Raw genomic sequence first — 17,675 nt, forward strand, 5'->3', positions numbered from 1 at the left:
GTAGGGGATCATATGACCATTGGTATCGTTTCCGCTGCCTATATCTCGGCGGCTGTCCTCTTCATTCTGTCGCTCGGCGGTCTGTCCGGGCAGGAAAGCGCAAAGCGTGCCGTCTGGTACGGCATAACAGGAATGGCACTGGCCGTTGTTGCGACGGTCTTCGGACCAGGCGTTGGCAACTGGTTCGTCATCGTCTTGATGATCGGCGGCGGCGCCGTCCTTGGACACTACGTGGCAAGCCGGGTGCAGATGACCGAGATGCCCCAGCTTGTGGCTGCTCTCCACTCCTTCGTGGGACTGGCGGCGGTCTTCATCGGCTTTAACGCCCATCTCGAGGCTCAAAGTGTGGCAGGCCTCGACGAGGCTGCACGGGCGGCACTCAGTGGTTTCGCCGGCATTCTTGCCCACAAGACACCTGTCGAGCTTTCCATCATGAAGGTTGAGGTATTCCTCGGCGTCTTCATCGGTGCAGTGACCTTCACCGGTTCGGTTGTCGCGTTCGGCAAGCTGGCCGGAAAGGTCGACGGCAAGGCAAAGAAGCTTCCCGGCGGCCACTTCCTGAACGCCGGAGCCGCCATCCTCTCCGTCATGCTGCTACTGATGTATGTGAATGGCGCTGACGCCTGGACGCTCGTCGTCATGACGCTTGCCGCCTTCTTCATTGGCTATCATCTCATCATGGGGATTGGCGGCGCCGACATGCCGGTGGTGGTTTCGATGCTGAACAGCTACTCCGGATGGGCTGCAGCTGCGATCGGGTTCACGCTCGGAAACGACCTCCTGATCGTCACCGGCGCACTGGTCGGCTCCTCAGGCGCCATCCTCTCCTATATCATGTGCAAGGCGATGAACCGTTCCTTCGTCTCTGTCATCCTTGGCGGTTTTGGCGCCACTACAGGACCGGCAATGGAGATTGAAGGGGAACAGGTCGCAATCGATGCGGAAGGCGTGGCGTCCGCGCTCAACGACGCCGACAGCATCGTAATCGTGCCGGGTTACGGCATGGCCGTTGCCCAGGCTCAACAAGCCGTCTCCGAGCTGACCCGCAAACTTCGGGCTGCCGGCAAGGAGGTTCGCTTCGCCATTCATCCGGTGGCAGGCCGTCTTCCGGGCCATATGAATGTGCTGTTGGCCGAGGCGAAGGTTCCCTACGATATCGTTCTCGAGATGGACGAGATCAACGAGGATTTCCCTGAAACTGACGTTGCGATCGTCATCGGCTCGAACGACATCGTAAATCCCGCGGCGCAGGAAGATCCGAACTCTCCGATTGCTGGCATGCCAGTGCTCGAGGTTTGGAAGGCAAAGCAGGTGTTTGTATCAAAGCGCGGCCAGGGGACTGGTTATTCGGGCATCGAGAACCCGCTCTTCTTCAAGGAGAACACCCGCATGTTCTACGGCGATGCGAAAAAGTCCGTCGGAGATCTGATCCCCAAGATCGCATAGTGTAGAGTTTCCAGATACGAGGGCCGACGCTCATCAGCGTGAGCGGCGGCTCTCTTTCACTTTGACCGGGATCGCCGGTGGCGCTTCAGCGCGGTGCAGCCGACTGCCCACCCTGACGAACTGCCCTAACCGGCGCAGCTAAGCCACCGGCTTTCTTAGCGCGGTCAGCAGATCCTGTACCGGCGCCCTCAAGGGTTCGTTGCGCCGGTGAAACGCTATGATGGATACGTTGGGAATGTCGGTGATCGGCCTCGAAACAAGCCCTTGCATCACGTAGTCCCGCACGGTCATGGCATCGACAATCCCCACTCCACCGCAGGCGCGCACCATGCTGCAGACATTCGCGCAGAATGGAACCACGCACGCTGGATCGTAGCTGAGCCCTTGGGCCGTAAAAGCAGCGCGGATCGTGCCGCCCATCGGGGACCAGTCGGCGTTGTAGCAGACCAACGGATGCGTTGAGACTGTCGCGCATGTGAGTTCCTTCATCTGCGCCAAGGGATGATCCTTGCGCAGGACAGCGACAAGCGGAATGTGGCCGATCTTATAGGCCTGGAACTCGGCCTTGGGCGGTAGAGCCATCTGCAAGCCGATGTCTGCTTCGCCGCTACGCAAGTCATCCTCTGGGGAGTGGACCCTGAGCACGATCCGCTTTTTCCAATTGCGATATCCGGCGCGGATCAGGATCGGGCCGATAAAACCTTCAACGAGCGCCGGGGTGGCGGAGACCGACACCGGGCGGGACGCCAGATTGCGCAACGCGGGCAGTTTGGAGCGGATCAGCGCATGCGTGTTGAAGATGGGCACGGCCAGCGCAAAGAGTTCATTCGCCTCATGGGTCGGTTCGAGGCGGTTTCCGGTGCGGTGAAACAGCGAAACTCCGAGCCGGCTTTCCAACCGCTTCAACTGTCCGCTGACGCCGGGCTGCGATATCCCGAGCAGCCGGGCGGTTTCGGTTGTGGTTCCAACCCGCATCAGGGTTCCGAAGAGTTCAAGTTCGCGAAGATCCATTATCAACCTGCTGATAGGTGGCCAGTTATTTATTATTATTCGTGTAGGGGGCGCTTGTCTAACATCCATCTCAACCCGGGGCGACTGCGCGATCGCCCGGGACCGATTCAAAAGAACGCGTCCTCCACGAAAGGTTAGGAACCTCTTTCATGATCCAGAGATTTAATTTGAAATGTTTGCTTCTCGCTTCGGCGTTTGCGTTCGCCGGGGCGGCAGCTCATGCGCAGACTTTGCACGTCGCGATGGGCTATGATCCGGTCAGCCTCGATCCGATCGCTTCGAGCGATAACGGATCGATCTGGACGCAATTGCTGATCTTCGACACCCTGATCCGCCCCGACAAGACAGGCGAGGGGCTGGAGCCGGGATTGGCCGAAAGCTGGACCATTTCGGACGACGGGTTGACGCTGAATTTCAAGCTCCGCGACGCAAAGTTCTCGGACGGCACACCCGTCACGGCGGAAGATGTCAAGTTTTCGATCGAGCGCGCGGCATCTGAAGCTTCGGGCTGGGGACGTTTCTATCGTCCGATTACCAGCTTCGAGATCCGCAACGAGCACGAGATCACGATGAAGCTTGCCCAGCCATTTACCCCCGCTTTCAATAATCTGGCGCTCTTTGCCGCAGCAATCCTCCCCAAGGCTCAGGTTGAAGCAAAAGGCGATGCATTCTTCGAAGCGCCGGTCGGTTCCGGTCCCTTCATGCTGAAGTCACGGGTGCGCGGCTCGCGCGTGGACCTGGTAAAGAATCCGAACTACTGGCAAACAGGAAAGCCGTACGTCGACGAAGCCGTGCTGGAAGTCGTCACCGAGCCATCTGCCCGCGTGATGAAACTGGAAGCCGGCGAAGTGGACGTGGCGCTCGACCCGCCGCTGAACCAGCTCAAGGATCTGGATGCCAAGGACGGCATTACCGTCGGTCAGACCATCCCTTACCGTGCCGACTTCGTGCAGCTGAACACCACGCGCAGGCCTTTTGACGATGTCCGGGTGCGCCAGGCTCTGAACTACGCCGTTGACAAGGATGCGCTGGTAAAGGGCGTGCTCTACGGCGCGGGCAAACCTGCCGCTTCCGCCATGCCGGTCATGGCCTTTGCCGATCCGGGCCTCCAGCCTTACGCCTACGATCCTGCTAAAGCCAAGCAGCTGCTTGCCGAGGCAGGCTATGCGGACGGATTTGAGGCGCAGGTCGTGGTCGATTCCGGTGCCGCAACCAGCCGCAACGCGGCGATCGCGCTGCAGGCGATGCTGCAGCAGGTCGGCGTGAAGCTGAAGGTGCAGATGCTGGAGGGCGGCACGCAGTGGGAAACCACCAAGGCCGGCAACTACGACATGTCGGTCTCCTACACGACATCGGACACGATCGACCCAGACCAGATCATCGGCTTCGTCGGGGTCAACCCGGAACGTGCGAACGCCTACCACACGCAGTGGAAGGACGATCACCTGAACGCGCTCTACGCCGATGAGCGCAAGACCGTGAACGGCCCTGAACGCGGGGCGATGTTCAAGCAGATGATCCAGATTCTGCATGACGGCGCGCCCTATGTCTTCCTCTATCATCCCGCCTCTGCCTGGGCCGTCCAGGACAAGGTCAAGGGTTTCGAGATCCTGCCGACCTCGAATTTCCGGCTTGAAGACGTGAAGATCGCCAACTGATACGCGTGCCCCCGCCTGATAGTGGCGGGGGCATCTGCCAGCCTTAGCGTGCCCCTTGCCAGCGGAAGACCATGATACTCGCCATTCTCAAACGTCTGCTCATGCTGATACCCGTGTTGATCGGGATCACACTGGCCAGCTTCCTTCTTCTCCAGATCATGCCGGGCGATCCTGCGTCACGTGCCATGGGCACGAGAGCCAGCCCTGAAGAGTTGCAGGCGATGCGGGAGCTCTGGGGTCTCGGCAAGCCGCTCTGGGTCCAATATCTGTACTTCCTCCACGATTGCCTGACCGGCAGTTTCGGCATCTCGATCTTCCACAAGCAGCCGATCATCACTCTTGTGGCCGAACGCCTGCCGTACACGCTCGCCATCGTCGGATATTCCACCGTCATCGCGCTGCTGATCGCGTTGCCTTTCGCCATTCTGGCGGCTGCAAACCGCGGTCGGTTGATCGACAATGTCATCCGCCAGATCTTCGTCGTGCTGATTGCGATGCCGCCGTTTTGGCTCTGCTACGTGCTGATCATCTGGCTTGCTCTCGGGATGGGGTGGTTTTCGACCGGTGGTGTCGGCGATGGTTTCCTCGTCAATCTGCATCGACTGTTTCTGCCCTCGCTGGTGGTGGGCCTGTCCACGGCGGCGCTGATCCAACAGAGCCTGCGTGCCGCCCTCATCGACACGATGAAGGCCGACTATGTCGATACCGCACGCTCCAAGGGGCTGCGCGGGTATGAAGTCTTCCTGCACCATGTCCTGCCGAACAGCCTGATCTCCACCATCTCGATCATCGGGGTGCGGGTAAGCTGGATCGTCGGCGGCACCGTTGTGGTCGAGAAGATCTTCTCGGTGCCGGGCCTCGGAAGCCTGCTGATCGACGCCATCGTTTCGCGAGATCTGCCGGTGATCAGGGGCCTGACGGTGTTCTTTGCCATCCTGGTCGTCCTCGTCAACCTCATCACCGACATCTGCTACGCGCTGGCAGATCCACGCGTCCGGCTGGATTGAACAATGCACATCCTTCGCAAATTTCTGAGCACCCCTGCCGGTGCCATCGGACTGCTGATGCTGGCGGTGACGGTCGCAACAACGGTCCTCACCCCGATGCTTTCCCCGTATGATCCCTTCGCACTCGATTTCGGCAATGCAATGCAGCCGCCGTCCGCCGCGCATTGGTTCGGCACCGACAATTTCGGCCGTGACATATTCACGCGGATCATGGCCGGCGCGCTCTTTGATCTGCGGCTGGCGTTGATCTGTGTCTTCGGGCCAATGGTCATGGGCATCATGATCGGGCTCGTCGCCGGCTTTTTCGGCGGCAGTGTCGATGCCGCGCTGATGCGCCTTACCGATATCGTATGGGCTTTTCCCTTCTACGTGTTGATCCTGGCGATCGTCGGCGTGTTGGGCCCAAGCGAGAGCAATCTCTACATCGCCTTCTTTATCGTCAACTGGATCGGGTATGCCCGCATTGTGCGCGGCGAGACGCTCCTGGTTTCGCGGCTGGAATTCATCGAAGCGACGCGCGTTCTACGTTTCGGCAAGTCGCGCGTCATGCTGCGCCACATTCTGCCGAACACGGTTACGCCTGCTCTGGTCTACTCGATGTCCGACGTGGTTCTGACCGTACAGGCGGTCGCTGCCATGTCCTTCTTCGGGCTTGGCGTACAGCCACCAGCGCCGGAGTGGGGGCTGCTGATCGTCGAAAGCATCGACTACATGCGCGAAGCCCCGTGGATGACCATTTTTCCCGGCCTCGCCATCGTCTGGATCGGCATTGCTTTCTCGCTTTCGGGCGAGGGGCTTGCCGCAGCACTCAAGCCGAAGGGGTAAGTCATGAGCCTTCTGACCATCCGCGACCTTGTCACCGAGTTCCGCAGCCCGTCCGGTGTCGCCCGGGCGGTGGACGGGGTAAGCTTCGATGTCCACCCCGGCGAGATCTTCGGCATCGTCGGTGAATCCGGCTGTGGCAAGTCGGCGACCTGTCGCTCGATCGTGCGTCTTTTCGGCGGCGCCTCGGCTCGCATCGCAGGCGGCGAAATATGTCTCGAAGGGGCCGGCGATCTGGCACGCATGAGCGAGAGCCAACTGGCGAAGGTGCGCGGGCGCGACGTCGCGTTCATCTTCCAGGACCCGCTGACGGCGCTGAACCCTACCATGCGCGTCGGAAATCAGATTGCCGAAGTGATCCGGCGTCATCGCAAGGTAACCCGCGCGCAGGCCCGGGAAGCGGCACTGCAGCTTCTTCGTGATGTGCATGTCACGTCGCCGGAGCGACGGCTTGACGCTTATCCGCATGAGCTTTCGGGCGGGTTGCGGCAGCGGGTCGTGATCGCCATGGCGCTGGCTCTGCGCCCGCGCCTGATCATTGCCGACGAACCGACGACCGCGCTCGACGTAACAGTGCAGGATCAGATCCTGCGGCTGCTGAAGGAACGGCGCGACAGCCTGGGCACGTCGATCATTCTGATCACGCATGATCTGGGAGTGGTCTCCCAGATTTGCGACCGGATGGCGGTGATGTATGCCGGGCGCGTGGTCGAGACGGGCAGGGTACGTGAAGTGCTCGATGCGCCCTCGCATCCCTACACCCGCGCCCTGTTGGCCGCATTGCCGGGACAGGTCAGTCGGGAGAGCGAACTGGTTCCGATCAAGGGTGCTCCTCCCAGCCTGATCTCGCCGCCCGACGGCTGTCGCTTCGCTCCGCGCTGTACGTACGTTCGGCAGGAGTGCGTAGTCGGGACGGCGCCGGCGCTGCATCCGCGTCCCGGTGCTGCCGAGGGTCATCTCGACGCCTGCATTCTGAATGAGGTCTCTCATGTCGCTGCTTGATTTTCAGAAGGTCGAGAGGCGCTTTCCGGTCAAGTGGGGTCTTCTGGACATGCTTGCCGGGCGCGAAAAGGTCTATCTCCACGCCGTCCGTGGCGTCGATCTGGGCGTCGAACCCGGTGAAATACTGGGCATCGTCGGGGAATCCGGCTGCGGCAAGAGCACGCTGGCGCGCATTGGCGTGGGGCTGCAGGCCAGCGATGGTGGGCGCGTTGTGTTCGACGGCAAGCCGTTGGACGGCCCTGATCGCGACGGCCGCCTGCAGATGGTGTTCCAGGATCCGTACTCCTCGCTCAATCCGCGCATCACGATCGGCGCTCAGCTCGAAGAGGTGATCGCTCACTATCACCCCGGCTCGACGCGCAGTGAGCGTCGAGCCGATGTTCAGCGGGTCCTGGAAGAGGTCAGTCTCGTCCCCGAAACTGCGCTGAAGTTTCCCCACGCCCTCTCCGGTGGCCAGCGCCAGCGCGTTTCGATCGCGCGAGCTCTGTGCGCCGATCCGCAGGTGCTCGTTGCCGACGAACCCGTCTCGGCGCTCGATGCTTCGGTGCAAGCGCAGATCATCAACCTGCTGAAGCGCCTGAACCGCGAGAAAGGGCTGACGATCATTTTCATCTCGCACGATATGAATGTCGTCCGTTATCTCTGCGACCGTGTCGCCGTGATGTATCTGGGTGAGATCGTCGAGCTGCAGGACAGCGCCAGCCTGTTTGCCGCGCCCCGGCATCCCTACACGCAAGCGCTTATCGCGGCCGTGCCGGATGTGCGGCGTTCGCAATCCGTGCGTGAGCCGATCGCAGGCGAGATTCCCGACCCTTTCGCCGTGCTTCCCGGTTGCCGCTTTGCTCCACGCTGTTCGCTGGCGGAAGTAGGCTGCCAATCGCCGCAGGCCATGCAGCCGGTCGGTGAGGGCGGTCTCGTCCGTTGCTGGAAATCCGCCCGCACTGCCGGGTGACCCATTTGTCTATCAGAAGGTATTCTTGATGTTTTTCAAATCCGACGCCGATTGGTCCGGCCGCTGTGAACGCATTACCGCGGAGCTCCTCCAGCGCTTTGCAGATCGGGGTCTTACGGCCGACAATTTCGGCTACGTCGCTCTGCGCGAAAATGGTCCGGGCAACACGCCCGACGGATATTCCTATCGCGGTGACTGGCGTTGCTATCCCTGCAGCCTGGTCAAGGCCTTTCATCTGGTGCATGTGCTGCATGCAATCGACTCCGGCCGGGTGACCGATCACGAGGAGCTCTCGCGTGCGATGCGTGACATGATCCTGTGGTCGTCGAACACGGGGACGAACTACGTGATCGATCTGATCACCGGGTCAACAGGCGATACGCTGCTGGAAGGTCCGGAGTTCGATACATGGCGCCGGAAGCGTGAGCGGTTGAACCAGTTTTTCCATGAACTTGGCTGGCCAGAATTCGAAAACTGCAACATTACCCAGAAGCTCATGGACGATATCCGCTATGGCCGCGAGGCTCAGTATGCTGGCCGCTCGGGCGAATATCTGAATGCACTGACCCCGCTTGCGGCTGCACGACTGTTCCATGAGATATTCGCCGGCACGGTTCCGCTCTCCGGCCAGGCGCGTGAAAGGGCACAGGCGATCCTCCTGCGCGATCGCGCCAGCATGGAAGCGAAGCAACCGCATTTCCAGGTCGCGGAGTTCCTCGGTGGCGGCGTGCTCGCTGACGCCCGGCTGTGGAGCAAAGCTGGGCAGAATTCGTGGACGGGCGATCCGCGGGCTTCGTACTACAAACACGATCTGATACGTGTTGCTGTCGAAGGAAAGGCCCCGATCATCGTTTGCCTGATGACGCAGGGCAAGGGGATATGCGAGGACTATCCGAATGTGCTGCCGGAGATGGGGACCATCTTCTGCGACGCGCTGTTGAACTGACACTTGGCACGGCAACGCGCCTGATCCGATCGACCAGACACCTGGAGTGAGTGCTGTACACATGAGCCGAATTGTCTATCTGAATGGGGAATATCTGCCCGAAGACGAAGCGAAGATCTCGATCTTTGATCGCGGGTTCGTTTTTGCAGACGCCGTCTACGAAGTGACCTCGGTGGTCGACGGCAAGCTTCTGGATTTCGGCGGCCACGTCGCGCGGCTGGAGCGCTCGCTGGCGGAGTTGGGCATTCGCCATCCGCTGTCTTTCGATGCGCTGCTCGCCATACACCGGGAGCTCGTCGCGAGAAATGACCTGAACGAGGGTGTCGTCTATCTGCAGATTTCGCGCGGCAACCCGGGTGATCGCGACTTTGCCTTCCCGTCCGATGAGGTCGAGCCCACTGTCGTCCTCTTCACGCAGTCGGTTCCCACTCTTGTGAACGCGCCGAAGGCGAAGACCGGTATCAAGGTGATCTCGATCCCCGACATTCGCTGGGGCCGTCGCGATATCAAGACGGTACAACTTCTCTACCCGTCGATGGCCAAGATGATGGCAAAAACGGCTGGCGCTGACGACGGATGGTTCGTGCAGGACGGCTATGTGACCGAGGGCACCGCGAACAACGCTTATATCGTCAAGGGTCGCAAGATCATCACGCGCGCGCTGTCGAACGACATCTTGCATGGCATCACCCGCGCCAGTCTCCTGCGCTACGCCAAGGAAGCGCAAATGGAAGTGATCGAGCGAAACTTCACCGTCGAAGAAGCTCAGAGCGCTGACGAAGCCTTCATCACTGGCGCATCGACTTTCGTGATGCCGGTGGTCGAGATCGACGGCGCGACGATCGGCACGGGCGCCCCCGGCCAGATTGCGACCCGCCTCCGCGAGATCTATCTCGACGAGGCGCGCAAGACTGCGGTGTAACGCAATCAGAGGCCCGAGCGCTACTTATGCATGTGGACGACCAACGGATCGAACGTGAAGGCGATCTTTTCAGCAATGGTCGTGTGTGCGCGCATTAATAACGCGCAGATGGCGCTTTCCCAATCGTCCGGCATCGACCTCGTCGGCGGCGCACAGGATGGTGATGCGATCATCGAGGCCGGGGTAGCGTGTCAGTTGCAGCGTCAGATCTATCGTGCGGTTCCTGCCCTCAAACCAGCGGTTTCCGTGACCTTTGCGGCCGTGATTTGTCCCGGCTTTTGCTGATTTGCGACTCCAGATCAACTGCCGTAGATAACCGAGATTATCGAAGTCGTCTCGGCAGATACCTTCAAGCGCCCGATCTATGCCGGCAACACCATCCAGACGGTCCAATCGACCGATGCCAGACAAGTCATCACCGTGCGTACGGCTTCGTTCTCCCAGGCCTCCCAAGGCCCAGCTGCTGTCGTCGAGGTTATCTCGACGGCAGCCCTTTCTTCTTCTCTCTCGGCCTCCGACCGTCCGGAACTGACGTCAGCGAAGATCATCATCTCCGGCGGCCGTGCTCTCGGTTCGGCCGAGAAATTCCAGGAAGTCATCCTGCCGGTCGCCGACAGGCTTGGTGCCGCCGTTGGCGCCAGCCGCGCCGCCGTCGATGCCGGCTATGCCCCGAACGACTGGCAGGTCGGGCAGACCGGCAAAGTGGTTGCCCCCGACCTCTACATCGCCTGCGGCATCTCGGGTGCGATCCAGCACCTCGCCGGCATGAAGGAATCGAAGGTCATCGTCGCCATCAACAAGGACGAAGAAGCGCCGATCTTCCAGGTCGCCGACTATGGCCTCGTCGCGGACATCTTCGATGTATTGCCGGTTCTGAGTGACACCATCTAGGCTCCAGACCTGACGTATTTGTGAACCCGATGATAGCGGGTCCATTTTCTTGAAAGAGAGAGCGGTGGGAGACAAGCGTCCCGCTATCCAACCTGAAGTCTAAAATTGCTAGCCGGAAAAAAGATAGAAGGGTCAGGCGCTAGGATGTTTCCTGTTGGGCGTTGAGTTCGAATCCCATCACGGCCAATAAATCTGCTTGAGTTGAGCGCACCTGCTTGCCGAATCCTTGTCGGGTAGATCAATCAAGTCGGCTAATTCGGCGACCCGACTTTCTGGAGGCTTCGCCAAACGACGCTGCGATCTTCATCATGAACGCTTTGCTGAAACGGCCGATAACGTTTTCATCGGGCTCGATATACCACGACCGCTCAGCGATATCGTAATTGTACTCGTCGATCATTACCCAACAGCGCTTCAGGTCGCTCAAGCCTGCTCGGCGTGCTTCCGTATCAGGAACGTCAATGGCTACTCGATCTGAAAGCGGCGGCTTCGTCGTGACCGCGAGAAGAGCAAGGTGCGTGAGGCCGTCCTTGGCGCTGCGGACCGCGACGACGACGCACGTCGGGCGCGACTTGCGTCCTTCTGTTTCTCCGCGGTCGTTCTGCCAAGCCCAGAGATACGGATAGGTGATGATCTGGCCGGGGAGAAAATCACGGCTCATCGCCGTAGCCCTCGCCACGCGCCAGACGATCGATTTCCGCCTCAAACAGGTCTATATGATCAGCGGGCATTTCCGACGCACGATATACTTTGCGACTATCGCCGCCGGTGCGCAGGCGCTCGTAGTGATCGTAGCTCATAAGAACAAAGCGCGGCTTCCTATGCTTCGTCAGGACGACCGGCTCGCGGCTGGCAGCATCGGTGACGTCACCAACCTGTTTATTTAAGTCACCCGTCGTGAACTGGCGCATGAAACGACCCCCGAGAGAAGTTTCCAGAATATCCATATTTCCTATATTTGCAAGAAAAATGCTTGATGGCGTAAGTCATACCAGACTGCGATGCGGATAATCCGGGCCACCGCACTGGCTTCGGCGCATTTCTACACGACAATCTAGGAGGGAATTCCTCAACGCTGGCGCGCGCAAGCGCAAGTCAGAAGGCACAACTCCGGAACAACTCGATTCTAAACGCCGTTGCTCTTGGCTTGTGAGAAACGCACGCCAACACCTGCATGGCCGTCTTCGGCAATGAACTCGATACCATTCCGCTCCAGCACCTCTTGAATGGCGCGGAGGGGTAGTTGGGCGCAGCGTTTCACCTCTCAATTGATGTAGCTGCAAAAGTTCCATAAATTGTCTTATGCCACAAATGTGGTATCAGAATACCTTCGCGCCGGGAGCCGCCCGCCCTCTTGGCGACCGTGCCATTTGAATATTATAAGGTGCGGATCCCGTGACACGGCTTCTGTTGGGCTCTGCCCTACCGGTCCGACACCAATGCCGGTATGGGAAGAAGATTGCTGTTCTCGTCGCGAATACTGAACTGGTAGCGACCGTTGTGTTCCTGGGCTACCGAGTAACTAAGTCTGTCGCGAACATTGTTGTTTTCGTCGAAGGTCAAAATCCTCGGCTTCAGCGATGTGAGTTCCGCTTCCCCGAGATAGATCGAATTGCAAACAATGATCTGGTCGCCGGGCTGACAGGTTCTGGCCGCTGCTCCATTCAGAATGCAGCACCTTGAGCCACGTTCTCCCAAGATGACGTAGGTGGAAATTCTTGCACCTGAATTCTTGTTCCAGATCTCAACGAATTCCATCGGCAGGATCCCTGCCTCCTCGCAATGATCCGGATCCAGGGTAATTGAGCCATGATAGTTGAGGTTCGCTTCCGTGACATAAATGCCGTGCAGTTTGCCGGCGACCAGTTTTCTCATGTTCTCAACCTTGTCTTTCTTCGTTCGACTTCATGGGGCGTGTAAAGAATTGCGACGAGGATTTGGTGTCTGCTGTGCATCGGCCAAACCGGCCCCGTCTTCGTTGGTCATGTGACCCATAGGCAGGCGCCGCCGCTCATCCCTGCACCGGCTGCCGCAAGCAGCAACTGTTCACCACGAACAAATGGTTCTGTCGAATTGGCGACGGACAGGGAGAGCGGGATCGTCGCAGCCGACGAATTCCCAAATGCCTCGATCGTTCGCGCGGTCCTCGATGGCTCAATGCCGAGCTTGCTACAGATGGCATCGAAGATCCGGCTATTGGCCTGGTGCGGAATAAACCGGTGGAGTTGCGATGCTGTCAGTCCTGCCCTCGCAAGCGCCTGCTGTGAACAGTGCGACATCATTTCGACGGCGCGTGAAAACACCTCTCGCCCGTCCTTCATTGACATCAGAAACTCCTCGCCAGGAATCTCACTCGTGAACGGTCGATTGCTACCGCCGGCCGGAATGGTGATCAGGTCATAACCGCTGCCATCGGCGGCGAGTTCGACCGACCTCAGTCCACTTTCGCCATAATCGGATGGGGACAGTACGACAGCGCCTGCTGCATCGGCAAACAGGACGGCCGTCGCACGTTCATTGGGATTGATACGGCGTGACAAGATATTGGCCGCCACCACCAGGACCGAGCGACCATGCAGGCGCACGAAGGCGTCGGCCAAAGTCAGTGCGTAGAGAAAGCCCGAGCACGCGCCGGCAAGATCGATCGCGCCAGATCGCTTGAGGCCCAGGTGATGGGCGAGCAGTGGTGCGGAGGGCGGAAGGAGATGATCCGGAGTCGAGGTCGCAAGCAGGGTCAAGGCGACATCATCCGACGCAACGCCCGAGTTGTTGAGTGCCATTCGGCCAGCCTCTGCTGCGAGACCGCTCAGAGTATCGCCGTCATTTGCCCAGTAGCGGGTGCGAATGCCTGTCCGCCGTTCTATCCACCCTGGCTCGAGGCCCAAGGTCGTCTCGATTTCGGCATTGGAGACACAACGACCGGGCACCGCGTGCCCGAACCCGGCCATGCGGGCGGAAGCGGCTGGTCTCATCGTGACCTCCCGAGAATGATGGAGGCAACCTCGTCGATGGCATCATAGACGTTGGTAAGCTCTGCAGCGCTGACACAATAGGGCGGCATGAGGTAAATCACATTACCGAGCGGACGGATGAGCAGACCACGCTCGCGAAACAGCTTGCGCATGCGCGGACCCACATCGGCCAGATAGCCACCGGCAGCCACGTTCAGGTCGAGCGCTGCGATCGTTCCCGCCTGTCGGACGCCGGAGAACCGGTCGTCACCCTCAAATCGTTGCAAGCTCTCACGATGGCGCTCTCCCAGCGCCTCGATACGTGCGCCGACGTCTTCATGCTTCCACACGTGGAGGTTCGCGACACCGGCGGCACAGGCAATGGGGTTCGCGGTATAGGAGCTGGAATGGAAGAACGTCTTGCGCCGATCCGTCGACAGGTGTGCGTTGAAAATATCGGAAGTGCAAAGTGTTGCCGCCAGCGGCAGGGCGCCGCCGGTCAATCCTTTCGACGTGCACAATATGTCCGGCGAAACCCCTGCCTGTTCGCAGGCAAACATTGTTCCCGTTCGCCCCCATCCCGTCATCACCTCGTCGGCGATGACCAGGCACCCATGCCGGTCAGCGATTTGCCTGATAGCTCTGAGGACGTCAGGGGCGTAAATCTTCATGCCGCCTGCACCCAGAACCAGCGGCTCGAGCAGGATGGCCGCGACGTTGCCTCTCCGGCAGACGGCGTCGAAGGCGTCGAGCGTCTGCTGCTCGAGCCCCGGTTCGGGAAATGGTATCCGGTCGACGCCGAAGAGCAGTGGCGCATAGGCGGCGTTGAACACGCCACGTTCACCGGCGGACATGGTGCCGATCGTATCCCCGTGGTAGCCGTACTCCATCACGACGATGCGGTCTCGCGCCTCACCGATGTTGTGGAAGTAGCCGAGCGCCATCTTCAAAGCGACCTCGACGGAGGTCGAGCCGCTGTCGGAATAGAAGACATGTCTTAGTCCAGGTGGCGCAGCCGCAACCAACCCTTCGGCCAGGCGTTCCGCGGGCTCATGGGAATATTCGGCAAAGATGACTTGGTCATAGGCCTCGGTTGCATCGCGGATGGCCTGCATGATCACAGGATGCCTATGGCCGTGGGTTATCACCCACCATGACGAGATGGCGTCGAGAATTCGATTGCCGTCTTCGTCGAAGAGATAGGCTCCCTCCGTCGAGACAATCCGTTTCATGGGAGGTTCCAGCGCATGCTGGGTGAACGGATGCCAGATGATCGGATTTGTCATGGCCGGGCTTCCAAAAATGTGGGGAGATCAAAATTCTCGTGGAAGGCCTTGCTCACAGCCGTCGCCGTCAGGCTCGCGAGGAGCGGCAATCGACCGAGCGACCGAACACCGCTCAACTCGATGATGATCGTCTCGGTCTCCAGGTTCTCCTCACCGATGAAGGCGATGCCGAATATCGGGATCGCGCGATGCCGCATGGCTTCAATGGACAACAGCGTGTGATTAATCGTGCCAAGCGCTGTTCGTGCGCACAGGATGACGGGGATTCTCCACTGCGCGAACACATCGGCAAATAGCAGGCGCTCAGAGAGCGGAACCATCAGGCCCCCTGCCCCTTCGATGACGAGAGGTCCGTCGACCTGCGGCGGCACGAGCCGTTGCGGGTCGATTGAGACTCCGTCAATTCGGGCCGAGAGATGTGGCGAGGCAGGGGTTGCGAGCTTGTATACCTCAGGCACGATGCGCTCTACTGGCACGGCCCCCAATCGGGCCACAGTTTCGGCATCCGTTTCCTCATCGAGGCCGGATTGCACAGGTTTCCAGTAATAGCCGCCCAAAGCGTTGGTGAGAGCCGCCGAGAACACGGTCTTGCCGATTCCGGTGTCGGTGCCGCTGATAACAAAACGAGCCGTCATAGTGCATGTTCCTGCAGTGCTTTTGAGAGCCGTTCGAACATCGCTGCAATTTTTTCCTCGTCGACATTCAGCGTGATGGAGATCCGCAATCGTGCCGTCCCCTCGGGGACGGTGGGGGGGCGGATTGCACGGATGTCAAACCCCTCGGCTTGCATCCGGCGGGCGATCGAAACTGCGCGTCCGTTGTCACCGATCACAACAGGAAGGATCTGCGAGCCGCTTGGCATCTTGGCCAACCGCGATTGCAGTTGGTCCCCTGCATAGCCGGTGAGCCTATCCAAGTGGGTCCGTCTCTCCGGCTCATCGGCAACGATACGGATCGCCTCGCGCACAGCAGCGGCCGTCAATGGCGACGGCGCGGTGGAGTAGATGAAGTTGCGGGCGCGGTTGACGAGGTAGTCGATCATGATGGTGGGGCCACCCAACAGCGCACCGCTGGCCCCGAGCGCCTTGCCGCAGGTGTGCAGCGTCAGAATGTTGCTTCTCACCTCGAGATCGGCAGCAAGCCCTCGACCATCTTTGCCAAAGACGCCGGTCGCATGCGCTTCATCGACGACAAGGAAGCCGTCGTATCGTTGGGCAAGTTCGGCCAGTTCTCGCAAGGGCGCTCTATCGCCATCCATCGAATAGAGGCTTTCGACGCCGATCCATGGCACGCCCTTTCCACCCCGCGTGCGCCAATCCCGGATTGCCTGTTCGAAGGCGCCGACATCGTTGTGCGGCACGGCACATGTCGTGGCCTTGCTGGCGAGAATGCCCTCCAGCGCACTTGCGTGGAGCAGCGCATCGTAGACGATCAGGTCCTCGCGCTGTGGAAGTGTGGAAAAGAGCGCGGAGTTCGCGGCATAGCCGTTCGCGAAGTAGAGCACCCTCTCCGCGCCGAAAAACTGCGCGGCCTCCGCTTCGAGCATCTCGTGTTCGATGTGGTTGCCGCGCAGCAGCCGCGAGCCACCCGCGCCGACGGGCACGCCTCGCTTGATTGCCGCGGTGATTGCCCCCTTTAGGCGGGGAGAATTGACGAGTCCGAGATAATCGTTCGAGGCGAAATCGATGCCCGATCCCACGACGAGGGAGCGAAAGCGGGACTTTCGCTGCAGGCCTGCGAGCGTCTTCTCAAACCGGGCGAGCGCCGCCGCGCTCAAGAGCGGGACCCCAGAGCCATTGGCTGCAGACCCAGGCGTCGAAACAGCATGGCATCCTTGTCCTCGCCAGGATTGTCAGCCGTCAGGAGCGTATCGCCCACGAAGATCGAATTGGCTCCGGCAAAAAAACAGAGCGCCTGCATCTCGTCGCTCATATCAGTACGCCCGGCCGACAGGCGGACATGGGACTTCGGCATCAGGATACGAGCGAGGGCAATGGTGCGCACAAAGTCGATCGGATCGACCGGCGCGGCGTTCGCGAGCTTCGATCCGGGGATCGGGATCAGCATGTTTATTGGCACGCTCTCAGGTGGCGCGGGAAGATTGGCCAACGTGACCAGCATGGAGATCCGGTCGCCGACAGTCTCCCCCATGCCGATAATACCCCCAGCGCACACCTTGATACCCGCGTCGCGGACATTGACGAGCGTCTCCAGCCGATCTTCAAAAATGCGGGTGGTGATGATGTCAGGGTAGTACCGTTCGGAGGTGTCGATGTTGTGGTTGTAATAATCGAGGCCGGCGTCGGCGAGGCGTGCGGACTGCTCAGGGTTGAGCATGCCAAGCGTCATGCAGGTTTCCATGCCAAGGGCCCTGACGCCCTCAACCATCGCGACGAGCGTGTCCATGTCGCGGTCCTTCGGGCTGCGCCACGCCGCACCCATGCAGTAGCGTGTCGCACCGCCGTCGCGAGCCTGGCGCGCCTCGTCAAGCACCTTTTTGACCTCCATCAGCTTGGAAGCCTTGAGGCCCGTCGGGTAGTGAGCCGACTGGCTGCAGTAGCCACAGTCCTCGGCGCAGCCGCCCGTTTTGATGGATAGCAGACGGCTCATCTGCACGGTGTTTGGATCGAAGGTCTCGCGATGAACCTGCTGGGCGCGGAAAAGGAGATCGTTGAATGGAAGATTATAGATAATAGTGGCCGCTTCTTCGCTTACTCTGGATTTTATCTCCGCGTCTGCCTGCGCCATTCCATGCTCCTCTTCGTTAATGATAGATAGAAT

General features: G+C 60.0%; 18 protein-coding genes and 1 pseudogene. 9 read left to right on the forward strand and 10 right to left on the reverse strand.

Translation table 11 applies throughout. The features are described 5' to 3' along the window. Nucleotides 1-12 precede the first annotated feature (12 nt). A complete protein-coding gene (locus A6U87_RS17865) occupies nucleotides 13-1,446 on the forward strand; it encodes an NAD(P)(+) transhydrogenase (Re/Si-specific) subunit beta (protein ID WP_065692638.1) in 1,434 nt (477 codons plus the stop codon). A 138-nt stretch (nucleotides 1,447-1,584) separates the two neighbouring features. Here A6U87_RS17865 and A6U87_RS17870 read toward each other — a convergent pair whose 3' ends face one another. Continuing rightward, nucleotides 1,585-2,457: a LysR family transcriptional regulator gene (locus A6U87_RS17870; protein WP_065692639.1), complete on the reverse strand. Its 873-nt coding sequence runs from the start codon at nucleotides 2,455-2,457 to the stop codon at nucleotides 1,585-1,587. Nucleotides 2,458-2,606: 149 nt separating this feature from the next. On the opposite strand from A6U87_RS17870, the gene A6U87_RS17875 reads away from it, so the two are divergent. From A6U87_RS17875 to A6U87_RS17905, 7 genes are all read left to right on the forward strand, one after another. Beyond that, on the forward strand, nucleotides 2,607-4,115 hold the full coding sequence (locus tag A6U87_RS17875) for an ABC transporter substrate-binding protein (protein ID WP_065692640.1): 1,509 nt from the start codon (nucleotides 2,607-2,609) through the stop codon (nucleotides 4,113-4,115). 71 nt (nucleotides 4,116-4,186) lie between these two features. Further along, on the forward strand, nucleotides 4,187-5,122 hold the full coding sequence (locus tag A6U87_RS17880) for an ABC transporter permease (protein WP_065692641.1): 936 nt from the start codon (nucleotides 4,187-4,189) through the stop codon (nucleotides 5,120-5,122). A gap of 3 nt (nucleotides 5,123-5,125) precedes the next feature. Beyond that, nucleotides 5,126-5,947, forward strand: a complete 822-nt coding sequence (locus tag A6U87_RS17885; protein ID WP_065692642.1) for an ABC transporter permease — start codon at nucleotides 5,126-5,128, stop codon at nucleotides 5,945-5,947. Between the two features lie 3 nt (nucleotides 5,948-5,950). Next, on the forward strand, nucleotides 5,951-6,946 hold the full coding sequence (locus A6U87_RS17890; RefSeq protein ID WP_065692643.1) for an ABC transporter ATP-binding protein: 996 nt from the start codon (nucleotides 5,951-5,953) through the stop codon (nucleotides 6,944-6,946). Continuing rightward, a complete protein-coding gene (locus tag A6U87_RS17895; protein WP_065692644.1) occupies nucleotides 6,933-7,898 on the forward strand; it encodes an ABC transporter ATP-binding protein in 966 nt (321 codons plus the stop codon). Before A6U87_RS17890 ends, A6U87_RS17895 begins: the two co-directional genes overlap by 14 nt. Before the next feature lie 28 nt (nucleotides 7,899-7,926). Continuing rightward, the gene (locus tag A6U87_RS17900) at nucleotides 7,927-8,844 is read left to right on the forward strand and encodes a serine hydrolase (protein ID WP_065692645.1); all 918 of its coding nucleotides are present in this window, start codon (nucleotides 7,927-7,929) and stop codon (nucleotides 8,842-8,844) included. A gap of 61 nt (nucleotides 8,845-8,905) precedes the next feature. After that, a complete protein-coding gene (locus tag A6U87_RS17905) occupies nucleotides 8,906-9,766 on the forward strand; it encodes a D-amino-acid transaminase (protein WP_065692646.1) in 861 nt (286 codons plus the stop codon). Nucleotides 9,767-9,835: 69 nt separating this feature from the next. Here the strand turns inward: A6U87_RS17905 and A6U87_RS29755 are convergent, their stop codons facing one another. Beyond that, nucleotides 9,836-10,177: a hypothetical protein gene (locus tag A6U87_RS29755; protein ID WP_141683991.1), complete on the reverse strand. Its 342-nt coding sequence runs from the start codon at nucleotides 10,175-10,177 to the stop codon at nucleotides 9,836-9,838. Between A6U87_RS29755 and A6U87_RS17915 the strand changes: the two are divergent. Next, nucleotides 10,079-10,657, forward strand: a pseudogene (locus A6U87_RS17915) (electron transfer flavoprotein subunit alpha/FixB family protein); the annotation flags it as partial. The gene A6U87_RS29755 and the pseudogene A6U87_RS17915 sit on opposite strands and share 99 nt — an antisense overlap. 238 nt (nucleotides 10,658-10,895) lie before the next feature. On the opposite strand, the gene A6U87_RS17920 reads toward A6U87_RS17915, so the two are convergent. From A6U87_RS17920 to bioB, 8 genes are all read right to left on the reverse strand, one after another. After that, on the reverse strand, nucleotides 10,896-11,318 hold the full coding sequence (locus A6U87_RS17920; protein ID WP_065692648.1) for a hypothetical protein: 423 nt from the start codon (nucleotides 11,316-11,318) through the stop codon (nucleotides 10,896-10,898). Beyond that, the gene (locus tag A6U87_RS17925; RefSeq protein WP_065692972.1) at nucleotides 11,308-11,568 is read right to left on the reverse strand and encodes a type II toxin-antitoxin system prevent-host-death family antitoxin; all 261 of its coding nucleotides are present in this window, start codon (nucleotides 11,566-11,568) and stop codon (nucleotides 11,308-11,310) included. Before A6U87_RS17925 ends, A6U87_RS17920 begins: the two co-directional genes overlap by 11 nt. 511 nt (nucleotides 11,569-12,079) lie before the next feature. After that, nucleotides 12,080-12,532 carry an aspartate 1-decarboxylase gene (gene panD / locus A6U87_RS17930; protein WP_065692649.1) on the reverse strand — a complete coding sequence of 151 codons (453 nt, stop codon included), beginning with the start codon at nucleotides 12,530-12,532 and terminating at the stop codon, nucleotides 12,080-12,082. Nucleotides 12,533-12,639: 107 nt separating this feature from the next. Continuing rightward, nucleotides 12,640-13,629, reverse strand: coding sequence for a beta-ketoacyl-ACP synthase III (locus A6U87_RS17935; protein ID WP_065692650.1), 990 nt, complete (start codon nucleotides 13,627-13,629; stop codon nucleotides 12,640-12,642). Beyond that, nucleotides 13,626-14,894, reverse strand: coding sequence for an adenosylmethionine--8-amino-7-oxononanoate transaminase (locus A6U87_RS17940; RefSeq protein WP_065692651.1), 1,269 nt, complete (start codon nucleotides 14,892-14,894; stop codon nucleotides 13,626-13,628). The genes A6U87_RS17935 and A6U87_RS17940 overlap by 4 nt, the downstream gene beginning before the upstream one ends. After that, a complete protein-coding gene (bioD, locus tag A6U87_RS17945) occupies nucleotides 14,891-15,529 on the reverse strand; it encodes a dethiobiotin synthase (RefSeq protein ID WP_065692652.1) in 639 nt (212 codons plus the stop codon). The genes A6U87_RS17940 and bioD overlap by 4 nt, the downstream gene beginning before the upstream one ends. Continuing rightward, nucleotides 15,526-16,671 carry an 8-amino-7-oxononanoate synthase gene (locus tag A6U87_RS17950; RefSeq protein WP_065692653.1) on the reverse strand — a complete coding sequence of 382 codons (1,146 nt, stop codon included), beginning with the start codon at nucleotides 16,669-16,671 and terminating at the stop codon, nucleotides 15,526-15,528. Before A6U87_RS17950 ends, bioD begins: the two co-directional genes overlap by 4 nt. Next, entirely contained in the window at nucleotides 16,668-17,642 is a 975-nt protein-coding gene (gene bioB, locus A6U87_RS17955; RefSeq protein ID WP_065692654.1) for a biotin synthase BioB, read from the reverse strand. Before bioB ends, A6U87_RS17950 begins: the two co-directional genes overlap by 4 nt. Nucleotides 17,643-17,675 lie beyond the last annotated feature (33 nt).

The organism is Rhizobium sp. AC44/96 (assembly GCF_001692185.1).
GTDB lineage: Bacteria > Pseudomonadota > Alphaproteobacteria > Rhizobiales > Rhizobiaceae > Rhizobium.

What these genes read in the sequence shown, in the direction of transcription:
- A6U87_RS17875 (WP_065692640.1), top strand. Translation starts at nt 2,607, where the DNA reads ATGATCCAGAGATTTAATTTGAAATGTTTGCTTCTCGCTTCGGCGTTT.
- panD (WP_065692649.1), bottom strand. Translation starts at nt 12,532, where the DNA reads ATGAGAAAACTGGTCGCCGGCAAACTGCACGGCATTTATGTCACGGAA.
- A6U87_RS17920 (WP_065692648.1), bottom strand. Translation starts at nt 11,318, where the DNA reads ATGAGCCGTGATTTTCTCCCCGGCCAGATCATCACCTATCCGTATCTC.
- bioB (WP_065692654.1), bottom strand. Translation starts at nt 17,642, where the DNA reads ATGGCGCAGGCAGACGCGGAGATAAAATCCAGAGTAAGCGAAGAAGCG.
- A6U87_RS17870 (WP_065692639.1), bottom strand. Translation starts at nt 2,457, where the DNA reads ATGGATCTTCGCGAACTTGAACTCTTCGGAACCCTGATGCGGGTTGGA.
- A6U87_RS17935 (WP_065692650.1), bottom strand. Translation starts at nt 13,629, where the DNA reads ATGAGACCAGCCGCTTCCGCCCGCATGGCCGGGTTCGGGCACGCGGTG.
- A6U87_RS17900 (WP_065692645.1), top strand. Translation starts at nt 7,927, where the DNA reads ATGTTTTTCAAATCCGACGCCGATTGGTCCGGCCGCTGTGAACGCATT.
- A6U87_RS17890 (WP_065692643.1), top strand. Translation starts at nt 5,951, where the DNA reads ATGAGCCTTCTGACCATCCGCGACCTTGTCACCGAGTTCCGCAGCCCG.
- A6U87_RS17895 (WP_065692644.1), top strand. Translation starts at nt 6,933, where the DNA reads ATGTCGCTGCTTGATTTTCAGAAGGTCGAGAGGCGCTTTCCGGTCAAG.
- A6U87_RS17880 (WP_065692641.1), top strand. Translation starts at nt 4,187, where the DNA reads ATGATACTCGCCATTCTCAAACGTCTGCTCATGCTGATACCCGTGTTG.
- A6U87_RS17865 (WP_065692638.1), top strand. Translation starts at nt 13, where the DNA reads ATGACCATTGGTATCGTTTCCGCTGCCTATATCTCGGCGGCTGTCCTC.
- A6U87_RS17940 (WP_065692651.1), bottom strand. Translation starts at nt 14,894, where the DNA reads ATGACAAATCCGATCATCTGGCATCCGTTCACCCAGCATGCGCTGGAA.
- A6U87_RS17905 (WP_065692646.1), top strand. Translation starts at nt 8,906, where the DNA reads ATGAGCCGAATTGTCTATCTGAATGGGGAATATCTGCCCGAAGACGAA.
- A6U87_RS17885 (WP_065692642.1), top strand. Translation starts at nt 5,126, where the DNA reads ATGCACATCCTTCGCAAATTTCTGAGCACCCCTGCCGGTGCCATCGGA.
- bioD (WP_065692652.1), bottom strand. Translation starts at nt 15,529, where the DNA reads ATGACGGCTCGTTTTGTTATCAGCGGCACCGACACCGGAATCGGCAAG.
- A6U87_RS17925 (WP_065692972.1), bottom strand. Translation starts at nt 11,568, where the DNA reads ATGCGCCAGTTCACGACGGGTGACTTAAATAAACAGGTTGGTGACGTC.